We start from the raw sequence: 18,373 nt of genomic DNA, 5'->3' as shown, positions 1-18,373 counted from the left end.
AGTGTTATTATAGCAAAGATTTCACCAAAAAAGTTTTTTGACTTTTTCGCATCAAAATCCTTGACAAAAGGAAACGCTTACATTATAATTAAAGTATAAAAAATAAAGATAATCAAAGGAGGAAACTTCTATGATGAATCAAAACAAGTCTCGGTATAAAAATGGTGATTCCATTTAAGGTAGGCAAAACAAGAGACTTTACAAAATGTTAATGATGTCGTTCAGGAACCGGTAGGCAGATGTTGCTTTATAGGAGGTGACACTTATGTTGATGTTAAACATAGGGCGTTATCGCAACGGTGATAAGGCGCTGTTTATAAAGTGAGATGGAGGAATGGCTATGTTACATGTATCACGGTATAAAAATGGAGACAAAAAAGCTAGTCGCATAAAATAGTTTAGGAGGTGTCTCCAATGTAAAAAGACAGTTGTTTTTAGCTAATCTTGTTATGGGAGCGAGGTGGCTTATGTTACAAATGACACTTAATAGGTATAAAAACGGAGATTAAGACAGTTCGAGAGAGTATATAACGGAACAGTCGCTGTTAATGTGAAGAATGTCTTTTTGAGTAAGAGGTAAGCATTATCTTAGAAGTTGTGAAAAATAAGGAGCTTAATCTTATGCTAAAATTAAATATCAAACGCTATAAAAATGGTGATAACTAACTTCCCTCCTTATGATATGACAATAATATTTTTTAGCCCATAACCAGACGTGGTTATGGGTTTTTAATTGCCACGTAGCTATCAAAGAAGAAAATGGGGCAACATTTGCTGAGAACATAAATAACTAAAAGTGCTTGCATTTGTCTCTAAAAAACGATATAATACTAAATTGTGAGTGTACCTCACTTACCCCTTGCTAGTCTTGGGGTCATTAGACCAAAAGGAGGAAAACTATCAATGGCTAAATACGAAATTCTTTATATTATTCGTCCAAACATTGAGGAAGAAGCTAAAAACGCTTTGGTAGCACGCTTTGATGCTATCTTGACAGACAATGGTGCAACTATTGTTGAATCAAAAGACTGGGAAAAACGTCGTCTTGCTTATGAAATCCAAGACTTTCGTGAAGGTCTTTACCACATCGTTAACGTTGAAGCTGACAATGATGTAGCTCTTAACGAATTTGACCGTCTGTCAAAAATCAATACTGACATTCTTCGTCACATGATTGTTAAACTTGACGCATAAGAGGTGTCCTCATGATAAATAATGTAGTGCTAGTAGGTCGTATGACCCGTGACGCAGAGCTTCGTTACACACCAAGTAATCAAGCTGTAGCGACATTTACTTTGGCTGTTAATCGTAATTTTAAAAATCAAAATGGTGAGCGTGAGGCAGACTTTATTAATGTGGTTATCTGGCGTCAGCAAGCTGAAAATCTTGCAAACTGGGCTAAAAAAGGTACGTTGATTGGTGTGACTGGCCGTATTCAGACTAGAAATTATGAAAATCAACAAGGTCAACGTGTCTATGTCACAGAAGTTGTTGCTGATAATTTCCAAATTTTGGAAAGCCGTGCAGCACGTGAGAGCCATACTGGTAACTACAGTGGTGGATTTGATACTCCTAGCTCAACAGCTGGCTATTCTAGTCCATCGCAAGGAACACCAAATTTTGCTAGAGATAACAATGCTCCATTTGGCAATTCAAGCCCAATGGACATCTCTGACGATGATTTACCATTTTAATAATATAAAGGAGAAAAAACATGGCTCAACCACGTCGTGGCGGATTCAAACGCCGTAAAAAAGTTGATTATATTGCAGCTAATAAGATTGAATATGTTGATTACAAAGATACAGAATTGCTTAGCCGTTTTGTATCAGAACGTGGTAAAATTTTACCACGTCGTGTAACTGGTACTTCAGCTAAAAATCAACGTAAAGTTACAACTGCTATTAAACGTGCACGTGTTATGGCACTTATGCCTTTCGTGAACGAAGACTAATCCTAAAAAGCCACCCTCTAGGTTGGCTTTTTTATGTGTTTTCCTTTATGTTTCCTATTCCTTTTCGAATAAGTAATACGAGGAGGATATATGAAAGCAAAATACAAAAGCCTATTATTACTAAGCCTGCTAGGCGGTAGCCTAGCCCTAAACACTACTAGCGAAGCCGCAGTGCTGGGTGATAACTACCCGAACCAGTGGAAGAGTGGCTACGGCGCCGATAGCTGGGGCATGTACCTAAGACAGTGTACATCCTTCGTCGCCTTCAGACTAAGCAGCGCTAATGGCTTTAGCCTCCCTGGCGGGTATGGCAATGCCATCAGTTGGGGCAGTGTGGCTAGAAGCCAAGGCTACCGCGTAGACATGACTCCCGCTGTCGGTTCCGTCGCTTGGTTCTCAGCTGGCGTTAACGGCGCAGGAGGCTATGGACATGTGGCCTGGGTGGCAGAAGTCAATGGCGATACTGTCACCATTGAGGAGTACAACTACGATTGCGGCCAAGGTCCCGAGAAATACTACCGCCGCAGCTTCCATAAAAGCCAAGTGTCCGGCTACATCCACTTCAAGGACCTGGGGGCAAGCACCGTAACCTCATCCCCATCTGTGCAGTCAACCCCATCACCATCAAGTACACTCTCAACCAGCGGCACCTACACCTTCACTAGCCGCCACGGGATCAAGAACGCACCCCAACAATCCAGCAGCGATATCGCCTATTACGATGCCGGCAGCAGTGTCCGCTATGATAAAACGGTCATCTCAGACGGCTATGAGTGGCTTTCCTATATCAGTTATTCTGGGGCTCGCCGCTATATCGCGATAGACTAAGAGAAAAGACCTTAGGGCCTTTTTTCATTTTTTTATAAAAAAGATTAAAAAAGTTATTGACAGTGTAGATGAAGTTTGATAAACTAATATAGCTGTCAAACGAGAGGACGTTAACACGAGAGGTTGAAAAAACTTCAAAAAAAGTGTTGACAAGCTATTAAAAGTTTGATAGAATATAGAAGTTGTCTCTTGAGAGACAAAGACCTTTGAGAACTGAACAAGACGATGTGCAGGGCTTCTTAAAGAAGTCAAAAATAAATCTGTCAGAGAACAGAATGAGTGAAGACTCAAACAAATCATGATTTAAATGAGAGTTTGATCCTGGCTCAGGACGAACGCTGGCGGCGTGCCTAATACATGCAAGTAGAACGCTGAAGGGAGAAGCTTGCTTCTTCTGGATGAGTTGCGAACGGGTGAGTAACGCGTAGGTAACCTGCCTGATAGCGGGGGATAACTATTGGAAACGATAGCTAATACCGCATAAGAGGTAATAACACATGTTATTAGTTTAAAAGGGGCAATTGCTCCACTATCAGATGGACCTGCGTTGTATTAGCTAGTTGGTAAGGTAACGGCTTACCAAGGCGACGATACATAGCCGACCTGAGAGGGTGATCGGCCACACTGGGACTGAGACACGGCCCAGACTCCTACGGGAGGCAGCAGTAGGGAATCTTCGGCAATGGGGGCAACCCTGACCGAGCAACGCCGCGTGAGTGAAGAAGGTTTTCGGATCGTAAAGCTCTGTTGTAAGAGAAGAACGGATGTGGGAGTGGAAAATCCATGTCGTGACGGTATCTTACCAGAAAGGGACGGCTAACTACGTGCCAGCAGCCGCGGTAATACGTAGGTCCCGAGCGTTGTCCGGATTTATTGGGCGTAAAGCGAGCGCAGGCGGTTTCATAAGTCTGAAGTTAAAGGCAGTGGCTTAACCATTGTACGCTTTGGAAACTGTGAGACTTGAGTGCAGAAGGGGAGAGTGGAATTCCATGTGTAGCGGTGAAATGCGTAGATATATGGAGGAACACCGGTGGCGAAAGCGGCTCTCTGGTCTGTAACTGACGCTGAGGCTCGAAAGCGTGGGGAGCAAACAGGATTAGATACCCTGGTAGTCCACGCCGTAAACGATGAGTGCTAGGTGTTGGGTCCTTTCCGGGACTCAGTGCCGCAGCTAACGCATTAAGCACTCCGCCTGGGGAGTACGACCGCAAGGTTGAAACTCAAAGGAATTGACGGGGGCCCGCACAAGCGGTGGAGCATGTGGTTTAATTCGAAGCAACGCGAAGAACCTTACCAGGTCTTGACATCCCGGTGCCCGTCCTAGAGATAGGATTTTGCTTCGGCACACCGGTGACAGGTGGTGCATGGTTGTCGTCAGCTCGTGTCGTGAGATGTTGGGTTAAGTCCCGCAACGAGCGCAACCCTTATTGTTAGTTGCCATCATTCAGTTGGGCACTCTAGCGAGACTGCCGGTAATAAACCGGAGGAAGGTGGGGATGACGTCAAATCATCATGCCCCTTATGACCTGGGCTACACACGTGCTACAATGGCTGGTACAACGAGTCGCAAGTCGGTGACGGCAAGCTAATCTCTTAAAGCCAGTCTCAGTTCGGATTGTAGGCTGCAACTCGCCTACATGAAGTCGGAATCGCTAGTAATCGCGGATCAGCACGCCGCGGTGAATACGTTCCCGGGCCTTGTACACACCGCCCGTCACACCACGAGAGTTTGTAACACCCGAAGTCGGTGAGGTAACCTTTTAGGAGCCAGCCGCCTAAGGTGGGATAGATGATTGGGGTGAAGTCGTAACAAGGTAGCCGTATCGGAAGGTGCGGCTGGATCACCTCCTTTCTAAGGAAAAAACGGAACTGTACATTGTCTTGTTTAGTTTTGAGAGGTCTTGTGGGGCCTTAGCTCAGCTGGGAGAGCGCCTGCTTTGCACGCAGGAGGTCAGCGGTTCGATCCCGCTAGGCTCCATAGAATCGTAAGATTCTAGATTGTCCATTGAAAATTGAATAACTATCAAATAGCAACAAGAAAATAAACCGAAACGCTGTGATTTAATGAGTTTAAGGTCAATAGACCAAATAAGGTTAAGTTAATAAGGGCGCACGGTGGATGCCTTGGCACTAGAAGCCGATGAAGGACGTGACTAACGACGAAATGCTTTGGGGAGCTGTAAGTAAGCGCTGATCCAGGGATGTCCGAATGGGGGAACCCACTAACTAATGGTTAGTATCCTACACTGTTAAGGTGTAGGAGGGAAGACGCAGTGAACTGAAACATCTAAGTAGCTGCAGGAAGAGAAAGCAAAAGCGATTGCCTTAGTAGCGGCGAGCGAAACGGTAAGAGGGCAAACCAAAGAGTTTACTCTTTGGGGTTGTAGGACTGCAATGTGGACTTAATGATTATAGACGAGTCATCTGGAAAGATGAGCCAAAGAGAGTAAAAGCCTCGTAGTCGAAATAGTGATTATACCTAGCAGTATCCTGAGTACGGCGGGACACGAGAAATCCCGTCGGAATCTGGGAGGACCATCTCCTAACCCTAAATACTCTCTAGTGACCGATAGTGAACCAGTACCGTGAGGGAAAGGTGAAAAGTACCCCGGAAGGGGAGTGAAATAGAACCTGAAACCGTGTGCCTACAACAAGTTCGAGCCCGTTAATGGGTGAGAGCGTGCCTTTTGTAGAATGAACCGGCGAGTTACGATATGATGCGAGGTTAAGTTGAAGAGACGGAGCCGTAGGGAAACCGAGTCTTAATAGGGCGACTTAGTATCATGTCGTAGACCCGAAACCATGTGACCTACCCATGAGCAGGGTGAAGGTGAGGTAAAACTCACTGGAGGCCCGAACCAGGGCACGTTGAAAAGTGCTTGGATGACTTGTGGGTAGCGGAGAAATTCCAAACGAACTTGGAGATAGCTGGTTCTCTCCGAAATAGCTTTAGGGCTAGCGTCGATGTTAAGTCTCTTGGAGGTAGAGCACTGTTTGGGTGAGGGGTCCATCCCGGATTACCAATCTCAGATAAACTCCGAATGCCAATGAGATATAATCGGCAGTCAGACTGCGAGTGCTAAGATCCGTAGTCGAAAGGGAAACAGCCCAGACCACCAGCTAAGGTCCCAAAATAATTGTTAAGTGGAAAAGGATGTGGGGTTGCACAGACAACTAGGATGTTAGCTTAGAAGCAGCTATTCATTCAAAGAGTGCGTAATAGCTCACTAGTCGAGTGACCCTGCGCCGAAAATGTACCGGGGCTAAAACAATTTACCGAAGCTGTGGATCCCTTAGGGGATGGTAGGAGAGCGTTCTATGTGTGTTGAAGGTGTACCGTGAGGAGCGCTGGAACGCATAGAAGTGAGAATGCCGGTATGAGTAGCGAAAGATGGGTGAGAATCCCATCCACCGTAAGACTAAGGTTTCCAGGGGAAGGCTCGTCCGCCCTGGGTTAGTCGGGACCTAAGGAGAGACCGAAAGGTGTATCCGATGGCCAACAGGTTGATATTCCTGTACTAGTGTATGAAGTGATGGAGGGACGCAGTAGGCTAACTTGTCCCAGCGATTGGAAGTGCTGGGCTAAGCAGTGAGGTGTGATATGAGTCAAATGCTTATATCTATAACACCAAGCTGTGATGGGGAGCGAAGTTTAGTAGCGAAGTGAGTGATGTCACACTGCCAAGAAAAGCTTCTAGCGTTAATCATACACTACCCGTACCGCAAACCGACACAGGTAGTCGAGGCGAGTAGCCTCAGGTGAGCGAGAGAACTCTCGTTAAGGAACTCGGCAAAATGGCCCCGTAACTTCGGGAGAAGGGGCGCTGGCTTTAAGTCAGCCGCAGTGAATAGGCCCAAGCAACTGTTTATCAAAAACACAGCTCTCTGCTAAATCGTAAGATGATGTATAGGGGGTGACGCCTGCCCGGTGCTGGAAGGTTAAGAGGAGGGTTTAGCTTTTAGCGAAGATCTGAATTGAAGCCCCAGTAAACGGCGGCCGTAACTATAACGGTCCTAAGGTAGCGAAATTCCTTGTCGGGTAAGTTCCGACCCGCACGAAAGGCGTAATGATTTGGGCACTGTCTCAACGAGAGACTCGGTGAAATTTTAGTACCTGTGAAGATGCAGGTTACCCGCGACAGGACGGAAAGACCCCATGGAGCTTTACTGCAGTTTGATATTGAGTATCTGTACCACATGTACAGGATAGGTAGGAGCCTATGAAATTGGGACGCCAGTCTCAATGGAGGCGTTGTTGGGATACTACCCTTGTGTTATGGCTACTCTAACCTAGATAGGTTATCCCTATCGGAGACAGTGTCTGACGGGCAGTTTGACTGGGGCGGTCGCCTCCTAAAAGGTAACGGAGGCGCCCAAAGGTTCCCTCAGAATGGTTGGAAATCATTCGCAGAGTGTAAAGGTATAAGGGAGCTTGACTGCGAGAGCTACAACTCGAGCAGGGACGAAAGTCGGGCTTAGTGATCCGGTGGTTCCGTATGGAAGGGCCATCGCTCAACGGATAAAAGCTACCCTGGGGATAACAGGCTTATCTCCCCCAAGAGTTCACATCGACGGGGAGGTTTGGCACCTCGATGTCGGCTCGTCGCATCCTGGGGCTGTAGTCGGTCCCAAGGGTTGGGCTGTTCGCCCATTAAAGCGGCACGCGAGCTGGGTTCAGAACGTCGTGAGACAGTTCGGTCCCTATCCGTCGCGGGCGTAGGAAATTTGAGAGGATCTGCTCCTAGTACGAGAGGACCAGAGTGGACTTACCGCTGGTGTACCAGTTGTCCTGCCAAGGGCATCGCTGGGTAGCTATGTAGGGAAGGGATAAACGCTGAAAGCATCTAAGTGTGAAGCCCACCTCAAGATGAGATTTCCCATGATTTTATATCAGTAAGAGCCCTGAGAGATGATCAGGTAGATAGGTTAGGAGTGTAAGTGTGGTGACACATGTAGCGGACTAATACTAATAGCTCGAGGACTTATCCAAAGAGTCATAAAGAAGTAGCGTAAGGTTAACTTGTTTAGATAGTTATTCAATTTTGAGTAGACAAGAGATCTATTCAATAGTTAAGTGACGATAGCCTAGGAGATACACCTGTTCCCATGCCGAACACAGTAGTTAAGCCCTAGAACGCCTGATGTAGTTGGGGGTTGCCCCCTGTTAGATATGGTAGTCGCTTGGCTCTTATCCGCCATAGCTCAGTTGGTAGTAGCGCATGACTGTTAATCATGATGTCGTAGGTTCGAGTCCTACTGGCGGAGTTGATAAACAAATGAGAGGTGTTTACCTCTTTTTTTGTACTATACTTCTGTATCTACACTATTTTCGTTAAAAAGAACATGACAAAAATGTCATGTTCTTTTTTTAGGGGAGACGCTATAATAGATTTATCAAATATAACGAAGGAGTTAGTAATGAATACTTTAGATTTTGATTATTTGTTTTGGGTTGTTAAGCCGCTGATTTGTCAACTGCAGGTGGGGTGTGATGAGGAAAGAAGAGAAGATATCCTGAGAGAGAGCAAGTTGTTGTTCTACCGATTGGTGCAACAATATCCAGAGTTGTTGGAGGACAAGGAACGTTTCTATCGTTATTATATCTGGGCGGTGAAGAGAGAGTTTATGGCAGGAAAATAAAACATGTTCAGATTGGTAGTAAGAAAATCTCTCAACAGTCTAGTTAGTAAACTCATACAGCTATAGGAAGTCGTATTCTATGGATAAAAGGGTTATGCTAGCTAGAGGTTTAACAAAACATGAAATTCTTATTTTGATTCATGGATCGCTAAAATAATAGTGATATGGGTATTGTGAATTTGGCAATTTTTTAGGGAATGATACATCATGAAACATAGGTTCCTTATGTAAAAAAATATTTTATCCAAGTATATTCATAGTATTGTTTTATCCAAAGATACTATGCGTACATGCGGGCCTCCATAAAAAAATGTTGTTCTTACAAGTATTTTGGAAAATATCCATCAAGAAAAAGAATAAAAAATACTCTACTAGTTTAGTAGAGTATTTTCGTTTTACAAGCAGGCGTATTAAGCTTTGTTAGCTGAGCCGAAAACGTCGATACGTTCTTCAACTGCTGCAGTGATAGCTTCGAATCCTGGTTTCAAGAATTTACGTGGATCGAAGAGTTTCTTCTTATCGTATTCAGCTTCGTTTGCATCGTATTCACGTACAAATTGACGTGTAGCGTTTGCAAATGCGATTTGGCACTCAGTGTTTACGTTAACTTTAGCAACACCAAGTTTGATAGCTGCTTGGATTTGATCATCAGGGATACCAGAACCACCGTGAAGAACGATTGGAGTTCCTGGGATAGCAGCTGTAATTTTTTCAAGGTGGTCAAGGTGAAGACCGTTCCAGTTTGCTGGGTATGGTCCGTGGATGTTACCGATACCTGCAGCCAAGAAGTCGATTCCAGTTTCAACCATTGCTTTAGCATCTTCGATTGGTGCCAATTCACCGTCACCGATGATACCGTCTTCTTCACCACCGATAGTACCAACTTCAGCTTCAACTGAGATACCTTTAGCATGTGCTTTTTCAACAACTACACGAGCTTTTTCAAGGTTTTCTTCAATTGGAAGGTGAGAACCGTCAAACATAACTGAAGTGTAACCAACTTCGATACATTCAAGAACGTCTTCGTAGTGACCGTGGTCAAGGTGAATAGCAACAGGAACAGTGATTCCCATTGATTCTACTAAGTTTTCAATAAGTGCTTTACAAAGTTTGTAACCACCCATGTATTTAGCAGCACCCATTGAAGTTTGGATAAGTACAGGAGCTTTTTTAGCTTCTGCAGCACGCAAAATTGCTTGAGTCCATTCAAGGTTGTTTGTGTTAAATCCACCAACTGCATAGCCGTTATCACGAGCAGCTTGGACAAATTTTTCAGCTGAAACGATTGCCATTTTAAGGCCTCCTAATTATTTTTTTGGGAATTATCCCATTTACATAGTAAATTATATCACAAATTGAAAAAATTTCTAGTCTTTTTGTCATTTAAGGGCTTTTTGTGTTGTTTTAGTCGTGATTGTAAGAGATTAGAAGCCCTTTAGAGAGGAGTAATCTTTATTTTAAAATTTTTGATTGGTATAGCTTGACGGAGCTAGGCTATTGTGATAAGATGACATCAAGTAAAAAGCCGATTTAGCTCAGTTGGTAGAGCAACGCACTCGTAACGCGTAGGTCACAGGTTCGAGCCCTGCAATCGGCAGAAGTAATTGTAAAGTGGATAATATTTTCAAGAAGGTATTGCAATTCTTGGTTAGCTATGATATACTAGTAAGGTATGTGGTGCTAGCACATCCGTAATAAATCAAAAGGAAGGGAAAATCATGGCTAAAGTTTGCTATTTTACAGGTCGTAAAACGGTATCAGGAAACAACCGTTCACACGCAATGAATAAAACAAAACGTAGCGTTAAACCTAACCTCCAAAAAGTTACAGTACTTATTGATGGTAAACCAAAAAAAGTTTGGGCTTCAGCTCGTGCGCTTAAATCTGGTAAAGTTGAACGCGTTTAATTTCAATTGATCAAAGCTCCGTTGGAGCTTTTTTAATTGCCATTCAGTCGTAGTCTCTATATTTAAGTTTTTACAAGTCACCTAAACTGTGGTAAAATAAGGTGATAGAAACTTTTTGAGGTAATAATATGACTGTAAAAATTAATACAAAAGATGGGCAAATTGAACTGTCTGATGACGTTATTGCTACGGTTGTTGGCGGTGCTGCAACGGAAATATTTGGTGTTGTAGGTATGGCTAGCAAGAGCGCATTTAAAGATAATTTTCAAGCTTTATTACGTCGTGAAAACTTTGCTAAAGGTGTTGTTGTCAAGTCAACAGAAGCCGGTATTACTGTTGATGTTTACACAGTGATGAGCTATGGTGTTAAGATTAGCGAAGTTTCTAAAAATATTCAAGAGCGTGTCAAATTTAACCTAGAACAACAGCTAGGTTTAAGTGTTGATGCGGTTACTGTTTATGTGCAAAATATCAAAGTCGTAGGAGAAGGTTAGTGTCAAATATAACAACAAGTTTATTCCAAGAAATGGTCCAATCAGGAAGTACCAGACTTGGAAATCAAGCAGAATATGTGAACTCACTCAATGTTTTTCCTGTTCCAGATGGCGATACAGGAACAAATATGAGTATGACAATGGAAAACGGAGCTAAGGAGGTTTCTGATAAACCAGCTGCAACTGTTGGCGAAGTTGGTCAAATCTTAGCTAAAGGTCTGTTGATGGGAGCTAGAGGAAACTCTGGTGTTATCACATCACAACTTTTCCGTGGGTTTGGTCAAAGCATCAAAGACAAAGAAGAACTGGATGGTCTTGATTTAGCGCATGCCTTTCAAGCTGGGGTAGAGGTTGCTTACAAGGCAGTTATGAAACCTGTTGAAGGGACTATTTTGACTGTTTCACGTGGTGCAGCGATTGCAGCCCTAAAGCAAGCTGAAGAGACCAATGATGCTGTTGAAGTCATGCGTGCAGCCCTTGAGGGTGCTAAAAATGCCTTAGCAAAAACTCCAGAAATGTTGCCTGTACTTAAAGAAGTAGGTGTTGTTGACTCTGGTGGACAAGGATTAGTCTTTATCTATGAAGGATTTTTAGCAGCCTTGACAGGTGAATATATCGCTTCTGAGGAGTTCAAAGCGACTCCTGCGACCATGACCGAGATGATTAACGCTGAACATCATAAGTCTGTTGCTAGTCATATGGCAACTGAAGACATTACTTATGGTTATTGTACTGAAATCATGGTTGCTCTTAAACAAGGTCCTACCTACGTTAAAGAGTTTAACTACGAGGAATTTCAAGGGTATTTAAGTAACTTAGGTGATTCTCTTCTTGTCGTCAATGATGATGAAATTGTCAAAGTCCATGTACATACGGAAGATCCAGGGTTGGTGCTTCAAGAAGGTTTGAAATACGGTTCACTTGTCAAAGTTAAAGTGGATAATATGCGTAACCAACACGAAGCGCAAGTGCAAAAAGAAGCTGACGAAGAAGTTAGCCAAGAAGAAAAAGAATTTGGTATTATTGCAGTTGTTGCAGGTGATGGCTTGGCAGAAATCTTTAAGGCGCAAGGAGCAGACTATATCATCTCAGGTGGTCAAACGATGAATCCATCAACAGAAGATATCGTAAAAGCGATTGAGTCTGTGAATGCTAAAAATGTCATTATCTTGCCAAACAACAAAAATATCTTCATGGCTGCACAAAGTGCTGCACAGGTGGTTGATAAACCAGCAGCAGTTATTGAGACAAAAACCATTCCACAAGGTCTAACGTCTCTCCTAGCTTTTGATACAACAAAGACTTTAGAGGATAATAAAGAAGCTATGTCATCAAGTCTTGAGGATGTTGTTAGCGGAAGCATTACACTAGCTGTCCGTGATACGACTATTGATGGCTTGGCTATCCATGAAAATGATTATCTTGGTATGGTAGATGGCAAAATTGTTGTCTCTAACCCAGATGTCGAGAAAACGTTGAAAGATACATTTGCTCAGATGATTGATGAAGATAGTGAGATTATTACTATTTTTGTTGGTGAGGATGGGGATATGGCTTTTGCTGAGTCTTTAGCTGATGATCTGGAAGAGACTTACGAAGATGTAGAAGTTGAAATTCATGATGGTAAGCAGCCTGTTTATCCTTATTTGATGAGCGTTGAATAATAGACAAACACTTGTTCATTGATATGAGCAGGTGTTCTTTTTTTGACTATCTTACAAAGTTTTCAGATAATTATTGACAATTGTCGTAAAAATGTTACTATTTAAAGTATGTTGACTCATTAAGCCGATAGAAATCCTATTTTTAAGGGATGTCTTAGGAAAGTTGACAAAAGTTTTATAAGAAATCATTTAAAATGACTTATGGGGCTTGAATTTTTTAAATAAAGTGTTATCATAATATATAAGACTTTGAATTTTTAGAAAATTCGGATAAGAAAAATGTTAAAGGAGGAACTTGTGAAAAAAATCAAACTAGAAAAGCGTAAAAAAGGTTCAGAACTTGTTCTTGAAACCTTAGTAAACCTAGGTGTTGAGACCATTTTTGGTTATCCTGGTGGAGCTGTTTTGCCTTTGTATGATGCTATTTATAATTTTGATGGTATTCGTCATATTCTAGCGAGACATGAGCAAGGTGCCCTCCATGCAGCAGAAGGTTTTGCAAAATCAACAGGTCAATTAGGTGTGGCAGTTGTTACCAGTGGACCTGGAGCGACTAATGCCATCACAGGTATTGCTGATGGTATGAGTGATAGTGTTCCGATGTTGGTCTTTACTGGTCAGGTTGGAACAGGAGGTATTGGTAAGGATGCCTTTCAGGAGGCTGATATTATTGGTATTACCATGCCTATTACCAAGTATAACTACCAAGTGCGTGATGTGGCGGATATTCCAAGGATTGTGACAGAGGCAGTTCATATAGCAACAACTGGTAGACCTGGTCCGGTTGTCATTGATTTCCCAAAGAATATCTCAGAAGATGAGACGGACTTTTACTACGATCCGACGGTTCATCTTCCTAGTTATCAACCGACTGTTGAGCCAAATGGTTTGCAGGTCAAGAAAATCTTGGAGCAGCTTAAAAAAGCTAAAAAGCCGTTGATTGTCGCTGGTGGTGGTGTCAATTACGCAAAAGGGGCTAATGAGTTAGTCGCATTTGCTGAGCGTTACCAGATTCCTGTCGTATCAACCCTATTAAGCTTAGGGGTTATGCCAATTGAGCATCCGCTATCACTTGGTATGGGAGGCATGCACGGTTCTTATGCTTCTAACATGGCACTGTCCCAATGTGATTTTATGATTAACTTTGGTTCTCGTTTTGCAGACCGTCTGACTGGAAATCCTGCAACTTTTGCTAAAAAGGCGGTTGTTGCTCACATTGATATCGATCCAGCAGAGATTGGTAAAGTGGTCACGACACAGATTCCAATTGTTGGCGATGCTAAGAGAGCCTTAGAGATTTTGCTTGAGTCTGAGACGGTTGAGACAGATTTTAGTGCTTGGACAGAAAAAGTGCTAGGCAATAAAGCGAGAGCACCTTTTAGTTATAAATTTGATGAAGCGATCATCAAGCCTCAACATGCGATTGAAACCATCGGAAAATTGACACGTGGCGACGCCATTGTGGTGACGGATGTTGGACAACATCAGATGTGGACAGCTCAATTTTACCCTTTCAAGAATGAACGTCAGATTATCACGTCTGGTGGTCTTGGAACGATGGGATTTGGTATTCCTGCAGCTATCGGTGCTAAACTGGCTAATCCAGACAAAGAAGTTATTTTATTTGTTGGTGATGGTGGTTTTCAGATGACCAACCAAGAATTGGCTATTTTAAATGGATATGGTGTTCCAATCAAGGTTGTGCTCATCAATAACCACTCTCTTGGGATGGTTCGTCAGTGGCAAGAGTCCTTCTACGATGAACATCGCAGTGAGTCTACCTTTGATGACGAGCCGAATTTCCAGCTGTTAGCAGAAGCTTATGGCATTGCACATTACAAGTTTTCAGATCCAAATACCCTAGAAAAAGATTTGGAAGTGATTACGGAAAATCGACCAATGCTTATTGAGATAAATATTTCTAATCGTGAGCACGTTTATCCAATGGTGCCGACAGGCAAGAGTAATAGTGAGATGTTGGGGGTGGTCTTTAATGCGTAGAATGTTAACCGCAAAGCTCAAAAATTCAACGGGTGTCCTCAATCGTTTCACTGGTGTCTTATCTCGTCGTCAGGTCAATATTGAGTCAATTTCTGTCGGACATACAGATGAGCCTGAAATCTCTCGTATCACGATTATCATTGATGTGGAGACTTTGGAAGAGTCTGAGCTTATTATCAAGCAGCTTAATCGCTTGATAGACGTGGTGCGTGTTCGTGATATTACGGATATTCCCCATCTGGAGCGTGAGGTTATCCTCGTCAAGCTCTCTGCTCCTCCAGCTAAACGAGCAGAGATACTAGCGATTATTCAGCCTTTTAGAGCGAGTGTCGTTGATGTCGCACCGAAATCCATCACTATTCAAATGTCAGGTGATAGCGAGAAGATTGAAGCGCTCTTGCGTGTCATTCGACCGTATGGCATTCAAAATGTTGCACGGACAGGTGCGACAGGTTTTTCAAGAGATTTTTCCTAAAAATCTTTGACAACAAAATGATATAAAATAATTTAGAAAAGAGAAAATAACATGGCAGTAAAAATGGAATACGAAAACGATGTAAAAGTAGCAGCACTTGACGGTAAAAAAATTGCCGTTATCGGTTATGGTTCACAGGGACATGCACATGCGCAAAACTTGCGTGACTCTGGACAAGATGTCATCATTGGTGTGCGTCCAGGGAAATCATTTGACAAGGCTAAAGAAGACGGCTTTGACACTTACCCAGTAGCTGAAGCGACAAAATTGGCTGACGTTATCATGATTTTGGCACCAGACGAAATCCAAGCTGACCTTTACGCAAATGAAATTGCACCAAACTTAGAAGCAGGTAATGCTCTTGGTTTTGCACATGGTTTCAACATTCGTTTTGAATACATCAAAGCGCCTAGTGATGTTGACGTCTTTATGTGTGCGCCTAAAGGACCAGGACATTTGGTAAGACGTACTTATACAGAAGGTTTTGGTGTTCCTGCACTTTACGCTGTTTATCAAAATCCAACTGGTAATGCGAAAGACATTGCAATGGCATGGGCAAAAGGTGTCGGTGCAGCACGTGTTGGTCTTCTTGAAACAACCTTCAAAGAAGAAACGGAAGAAGATTTGTTTGGTGAACAGGCTGTTCTTTGTGGTGGTTTGACTGCCCTTATCGAAGCTGGTTTTGAAGTATTGACAGAAGCTGGATATGCTCCAGAGTTGGCTTACTTTGAAGTGCTTCACGAAATGAAATTGATTGTTGACCTTATCTACGAAGGTGGCTTCAAGAAAATGCGTCAATCTATTTCAAACACTGCCGAGTTTGGTGACTATGTGTCAGGACCACGTGTTATCACTGACCAAGTAAAAGAAAACATGAAAGCTGTTCTTGCTGATATCCAATCTGGTAAATTTGCAGATGAGTTTGTAACAGACTACAAGAACGGTCGTCCACGTTTGGAAGCTTATCGTAAAGAAGCTGCTGACCTTGAAATTGAAAAAGTCGGTGCTGAGCTTCGTAAAGCAATGCCATTTGTTGGTCAAAACGATGACGATGCTTTCAAGATTTACAACTAATTCAAGGATTAGTGGAGAAATAGAGCCTACTGGCTCTTTTCTTTTAGAGGTTTGAAACATTGCGATAAGACTAGAAAAGGTGAAAAATGATAACAGCAAAAAATATTGTCGATGCTCACAAGGTCTTGAAATCAGTTGTTGAGAAAACACCACTTGATTTTGACCGCTATTTGTCAGAAAAATACGGAGCAACTATTTATTTAAAACGTGAAAATATGCAAAAAGTGCGCTCTTTTAAAATTCGTGGGGCTTACTATGCCATTTCACAGTTGTCAGACGAGGAGAAAAAACGTGGTGTCGTCTGTGCCAGTGCGGGAAATCATGCCCAAGGTGTGGCTTATACCTGCAATGAGATGAAAATCCCTGCAACTATTTTCATGCCAGTAACCACTCCGCAGCAAAAAATCGGACAGGTCCAGTTTTTTGGTGGCTCGTTTGTCAATATCCAATTGGTGGGAGATACCTTTGATGCGTCTGCACAAGCAGCGCAGGATTTTACAAAGGCAGAAGGTATGACCTTTATCGATCCTTTTGATGACGACAATGTCCAAGCAGGGCAAGGAACGGTCGCCTATGAAATTTACGAGCAAGCACAAGAAGAAGGGGTCTCTTTTGACCAGATTTTTGTCCCTGTTGGTGGTGGCGGTTTGATTTCTGGGGTTTCAGCTTATATCAAGGATGTGTCGCCAGAAATCGAGGTCATTGGTGTCGAAGCTAGCGGTGCTCGTAGCATGCGTGCTGCTTTTGATAAGGGCTATCCAGTCAAACTGGAGAATATCGATAAGTTTGCTGATGGTATCGCTGTTCAGAAAGTCGGTCAACGCACTTATGAAGTGGCTAGAAAATATGTGGATAAGCTCATCGGCGTTGATGAAGGTTTGATTTCTGAAACCTTGATTGATATGTACTCTAAGCAGGGGATTATCGCTGAGCCAGCTGGTGCAGCTTCGATTGCAGCACTTGAGGTGATGAAGGACGATATCAAAGGAAAAACGGTTGTCTGCATCATCTCAGGTGGAAATAACGACATCAACCGTATGCAGGAAATGGAAGAGCGTGCGCTCATCTACGATGGTGTCAAACATTATTTTGTGGTGAATTTCCCACAACGTCCAGGTGCTCTTAGAGAATTTGTTAATGACATTTTAGGACCAAAGGATGACATCACACGTTTTGAGTACATCAAACGTGCCAATAAAGGAAAGGGACCAGTTTTGATAGGGATTACCTTGGATGATAAAAATGATTACGCTGCCTTGCTGGAGCGTCTAGCTCAGTTTGACCCCAATTATATCAACTTGCACGGAAACGAAAGTCTTTACAATATGCTTGTTTGAGGGCTGATTTTTACTTGACAGCGATTTCAAAAAGCGCTATAGTGTCAGTAATAGAGTAAAAAGGAATTTTTGAGAGGAGTATGCTATGGTTATTGCAGCGCTGATTGTTTTATGTCTTTTGCTTCTCATGGTTATTGGTGTGGTGGCTAGCAGTTTGTATGTCGTCAGGCAGCAGTCGGTTGCTATTATTGAGCGCTTTGGGAAATACCAGAAAACAGCGACAAGCGGTATTCATCTGCGTTTGCCTTTAGGCATTGATAAGATTGCAGCCCGTGTACAGCTAAGACTCTTACAAAGTGAGATTGTTGTTGAGACAAAGACTAAGGACAATGTCTTTGTAACGCTAAATGTGGCGACTCAGTATCGTGTTAATGAGCAAAATGTCACAGATGCCTACTACAAACTGATGAAGCCCGAAGCACAGATTAAGTCATATATCGAGGATGCACTGCGCTCTTCTGTACCTAAATTGACGCTTGATGAGCTTTTTGAGAAAAAAGACGAGATAGCCCTTGAAGTACAACATCAAGTGGCAGAGGAAATGTCTACGTATGGTTACATTATTGTCAAGACCTTGATTACAAAAGTGGAGCCAGACGCCGAGGTCAAGCAATCCATGAATGAAATCAACGCTGCTCAACGCAAGCGTGTAGCTGCTCAAGAGCTTGCAGAAGCAGACAAGATTAAGATTGTCACTGCAGCAGAAGCCGAAGCTGAAAAAGACCGCCTGCACGGTGTCGGAATTGCCCAGCAGCGTAAGGCTATCGTCGATGGTTTGGCGCAGTCTATCCAAGAGCTCAAAGAGGCGAATGTCGGCTTAACCGAAGAGCAGATTATGGCTATTTTGCTGACCAATCAATATCTGGATACCCTCAATAACTTTGCTGATAACGGCAATCAGACACTATTTTTACCTAACAGCCCAGAGGGTGTGGAGGATATTCGCACACAAGTTTTATCCGCTTTGAAAGTTAAATCCTAGCCCAACAAATAACCTCC

Annotated in this window: 13 protein-coding genes, 3 tRNA genes, 3 rRNA genes and 1 pseudogene; 19 read left to right on the top strand and 1 reads right to left on the bottom strand. The window is 43.0% G+C overall.

Annotated elements, in window-relative coordinates; translation table 11 throughout:
- Positions 1-903 precede the first annotated feature (903 nt).
- The 10 genes and pseudogenes from rpsF (at position 904) to G5B60_RS08935 (ending at position 8,422) form a co-directional block, all read left to right on the top strand.
- Entirely contained in the window at positions 904-1,194 is a 291-nt protein-coding gene (gene rpsF / locus G5B60_RS08980; protein WP_164683690.1) for a 30S ribosomal protein S6, read from the top strand.
- A gap of 11 nt (positions 1,195-1,205) precedes the next feature.
- The gene (locus G5B60_RS08975) at positions 1,206-1,694 is read left to right on the top strand and encodes a single-stranded DNA-binding protein (protein ID WP_164683689.1); all 489 of its coding nucleotides are present in this window, start codon (positions 1,206-1,208) and stop codon (positions 1,692-1,694) included.
- Between the two features lie 20 nt (positions 1,695-1,714).
- Entirely contained in the window at positions 1,715-1,954 is a 240-nt protein-coding gene (rpsR, locus tag G5B60_RS08970) for a 30S ribosomal protein S18 (RefSeq protein ID WP_164683688.1), read from the top strand.
- A 90-nt stretch (positions 1,955-2,044) separates the two neighbouring features.
- Positions 2,045-2,776, top strand: a pseudogene (locus tag G5B60_RS08965) (CHAP domain-containing protein); the annotation flags it as partial.
- Between the two features lie 309 nt (positions 2,777-3,085).
- Positions 3,086-4,634, top strand: a 16S ribosomal RNA gene (locus G5B60_RS08960).
- Positions 4,635-4,687: 53 nt separating this feature from the next.
- Positions 4,688-4,760 (top strand) — tRNA-Ala (locus tag G5B60_RS08955).
- A 114-nt stretch (positions 4,761-4,874) separates the two neighbouring features.
- A 23S ribosomal RNA gene (locus G5B60_RS08950) occupies positions 4,875-7,772 on the top strand.
- Between the two features lie 80 nt (positions 7,773-7,852).
- Positions 7,853-7,968 (top strand): 5S ribosomal RNA (gene rrf, locus G5B60_RS08945).
- The 16S, 23S and 5S rRNA genes sit together here with 2 tRNA genes alongside, the layout of an rRNA operon.
- A gap of 5 nt (positions 7,969-7,973) precedes the next feature.
- Positions 7,974-8,047: transfer RNA gene (locus G5B60_RS08940), tRNA-Asn, on the top strand.
- A gap of 153 nt (positions 8,048-8,200) precedes the next feature.
- Entirely contained in the window at positions 8,201-8,422 is a 222-nt protein-coding gene (locus tag G5B60_RS08935; protein ID WP_164683687.1) for a hypothetical protein, read from the top strand.
- A gap of 410 nt (positions 8,423-8,832) precedes the next feature.
- Here G5B60_RS08935 and G5B60_RS08930 read toward each other — a convergent pair whose 3' ends face one another.
- Positions 8,833-9,714 carry a class II fructose-bisphosphate aldolase gene (locus G5B60_RS08930; RefSeq protein ID WP_164683686.1) on the bottom strand — a complete coding sequence of 294 codons (882 nt, stop codon included), beginning with the start codon at positions 9,712-9,714 and terminating at the stop codon, positions 8,833-8,835.
- Between the two features lie 232 nt (positions 9,715-9,946).
- Between G5B60_RS08930 and G5B60_RS08925 the strand changes: the two genes are divergently transcribed.
- From G5B60_RS08925 to G5B60_RS08885, 9 genes are all read left to right on the top strand, one after another.
- A tRNA-Thr gene (locus G5B60_RS08925) sits at positions 9,947-10,019 on the top strand.
- A 121-nt stretch (positions 10,020-10,140) separates the two neighbouring features.
- Complete coding sequence (gene rpmB / locus G5B60_RS08920; protein WP_115270836.1) at positions 10,141-10,329, top strand: 50S ribosomal protein L28; 189 nt, start codon at positions 10,141-10,143, stop codon at positions 10,327-10,329.
- Between the two features lie 128 nt (positions 10,330-10,457).
- On the top strand, positions 10,458-10,823 hold the full coding sequence (locus tag G5B60_RS08915; protein WP_115270834.1) for an Asp23/Gls24 family envelope stress response protein: 366 nt from the start codon (positions 10,458-10,460) through the stop codon (positions 10,821-10,823).
- A complete protein-coding gene (locus tag G5B60_RS08910) occupies positions 10,823-12,487 on the top strand; it encodes a DAK2 domain-containing protein (protein WP_164683685.1) in 1,665 nt (554 codons plus the stop codon). Before G5B60_RS08915 ends, G5B60_RS08910 begins: the two co-directional genes overlap by 1 nt.
- Positions 12,488-12,784: 297 nt before the next feature.
- On the top strand, positions 12,785-14,488 hold the full coding sequence (locus G5B60_RS08905) for an acetolactate synthase large subunit (RefSeq protein ID WP_164683684.1): 1,704 nt from the start codon (positions 12,785-12,787) through the stop codon (positions 14,486-14,488).
- Positions 14,481-14,963: an acetolactate synthase small subunit gene (gene ilvN, locus G5B60_RS08900; protein ID WP_115270830.1), complete on the top strand. Its 483-nt coding sequence runs from the start codon at positions 14,481-14,483 to the stop codon at positions 14,961-14,963. The genes G5B60_RS08905 and ilvN overlap by 8 nt, the downstream gene beginning before the upstream one ends.
- Before the next feature lie 51 nt (positions 14,964-15,014).
- Positions 15,015-16,037, top strand: coding sequence for a ketol-acid reductoisomerase (gene ilvC, locus G5B60_RS08895; RefSeq protein ID WP_115270828.1), 1,023 nt, complete (start codon positions 15,015-15,017; stop codon positions 16,035-16,037).
- An 86-nt stretch (positions 16,038-16,123) separates the two neighbouring features.
- Positions 16,124-17,374: a threonine ammonia-lyase IlvA gene (ilvA, locus tag G5B60_RS08890; RefSeq protein WP_164683683.1), complete on the top strand. Its 1,251-nt coding sequence runs from the start codon at positions 16,124-16,126 to the stop codon at positions 17,372-17,374.
- Between the two features lie 85 nt (positions 17,375-17,459).
- Complete coding sequence (locus G5B60_RS08885) at positions 17,460-18,356, top strand: SPFH domain-containing protein (RefSeq protein ID WP_164683682.1); 897 nt, start codon at positions 17,460-17,462, stop codon at positions 18,354-18,356.
- The last annotated feature ends 17 nt before the right edge of the window (positions 18,357-18,373 follow it).

It is taken from the genome of Streptococcus hyointestinalis, from assembly GCF_011039275.1.
Classification (GTDB): domain Bacteria; phylum Bacillota; class Bacilli; order Lactobacillales; family Streptococcaceae; genus Streptococcus; species Streptococcus hyointestinalis_A.
Note: the sequence above shows the minus strand (reverse complement) of the source record. Positions and strands in the feature narration are given on the sequence as shown.

Excerpts from the sequence above, each read along its gene's own strand:
- rpsF (WP_164683690.1), top strand. The coding sequence starts at position 904 with ATGGCTAAATACGAAATTCTTTATATTATTCGTCCAAACATTGAGGAA.
- G5B60_RS08975 (WP_164683689.1), top strand. The coding sequence starts at position 1,206 with ATGATAAATAATGTAGTGCTAGTAGGTCGTATGACCCGTGACGCAGAG.
- rpsR (WP_164683688.1), top strand. The coding sequence starts at position 1,715 with ATGGCTCAACCACGTCGTGGCGGATTCAAACGCCGTAAAAAAGTTGAT.
- G5B60_RS08935 (WP_164683687.1), top strand. The coding sequence starts at position 8,201 with ATGAATACTTTAGATTTTGATTATTTGTTTTGGGTTGTTAAGCCGCTG.
- G5B60_RS08930 (WP_164683686.1), bottom strand. The coding sequence starts at position 9,714 with ATGGCAATCGTTTCAGCTGAAAAATTTGTCCAAGCTGCTCGTGATAAC.
- rpmB (WP_115270836.1), top strand. The coding sequence starts at position 10,141 with ATGGCTAAAGTTTGCTATTTTACAGGTCGTAAAACGGTATCAGGAAAC.
- G5B60_RS08915 (WP_115270834.1), top strand. The coding sequence starts at position 10,458 with ATGACTGTAAAAATTAATACAAAAGATGGGCAAATTGAACTGTCTGAT.
- ilvN (WP_115270830.1), top strand. The coding sequence starts at position 14,481 with ATGCGTAGAATGTTAACCGCAAAGCTCAAAAATTCAACGGGTGTCCTC.
- ilvC (WP_115270828.1), top strand. The coding sequence starts at position 15,015 with ATGGCAGTAAAAATGGAATACGAAAACGATGTAAAAGTAGCAGCACTT.
- ilvA (WP_164683683.1), top strand. The coding sequence starts at position 16,124 with ATGATAACAGCAAAAAATATTGTCGATGCTCACAAGGTCTTGAAATCA.
- G5B60_RS08885 (WP_164683682.1), top strand. The coding sequence starts at position 17,460 with ATGGTTATTGCAGCGCTGATTGTTTTATGTCTTTTGCTTCTCATGGTT.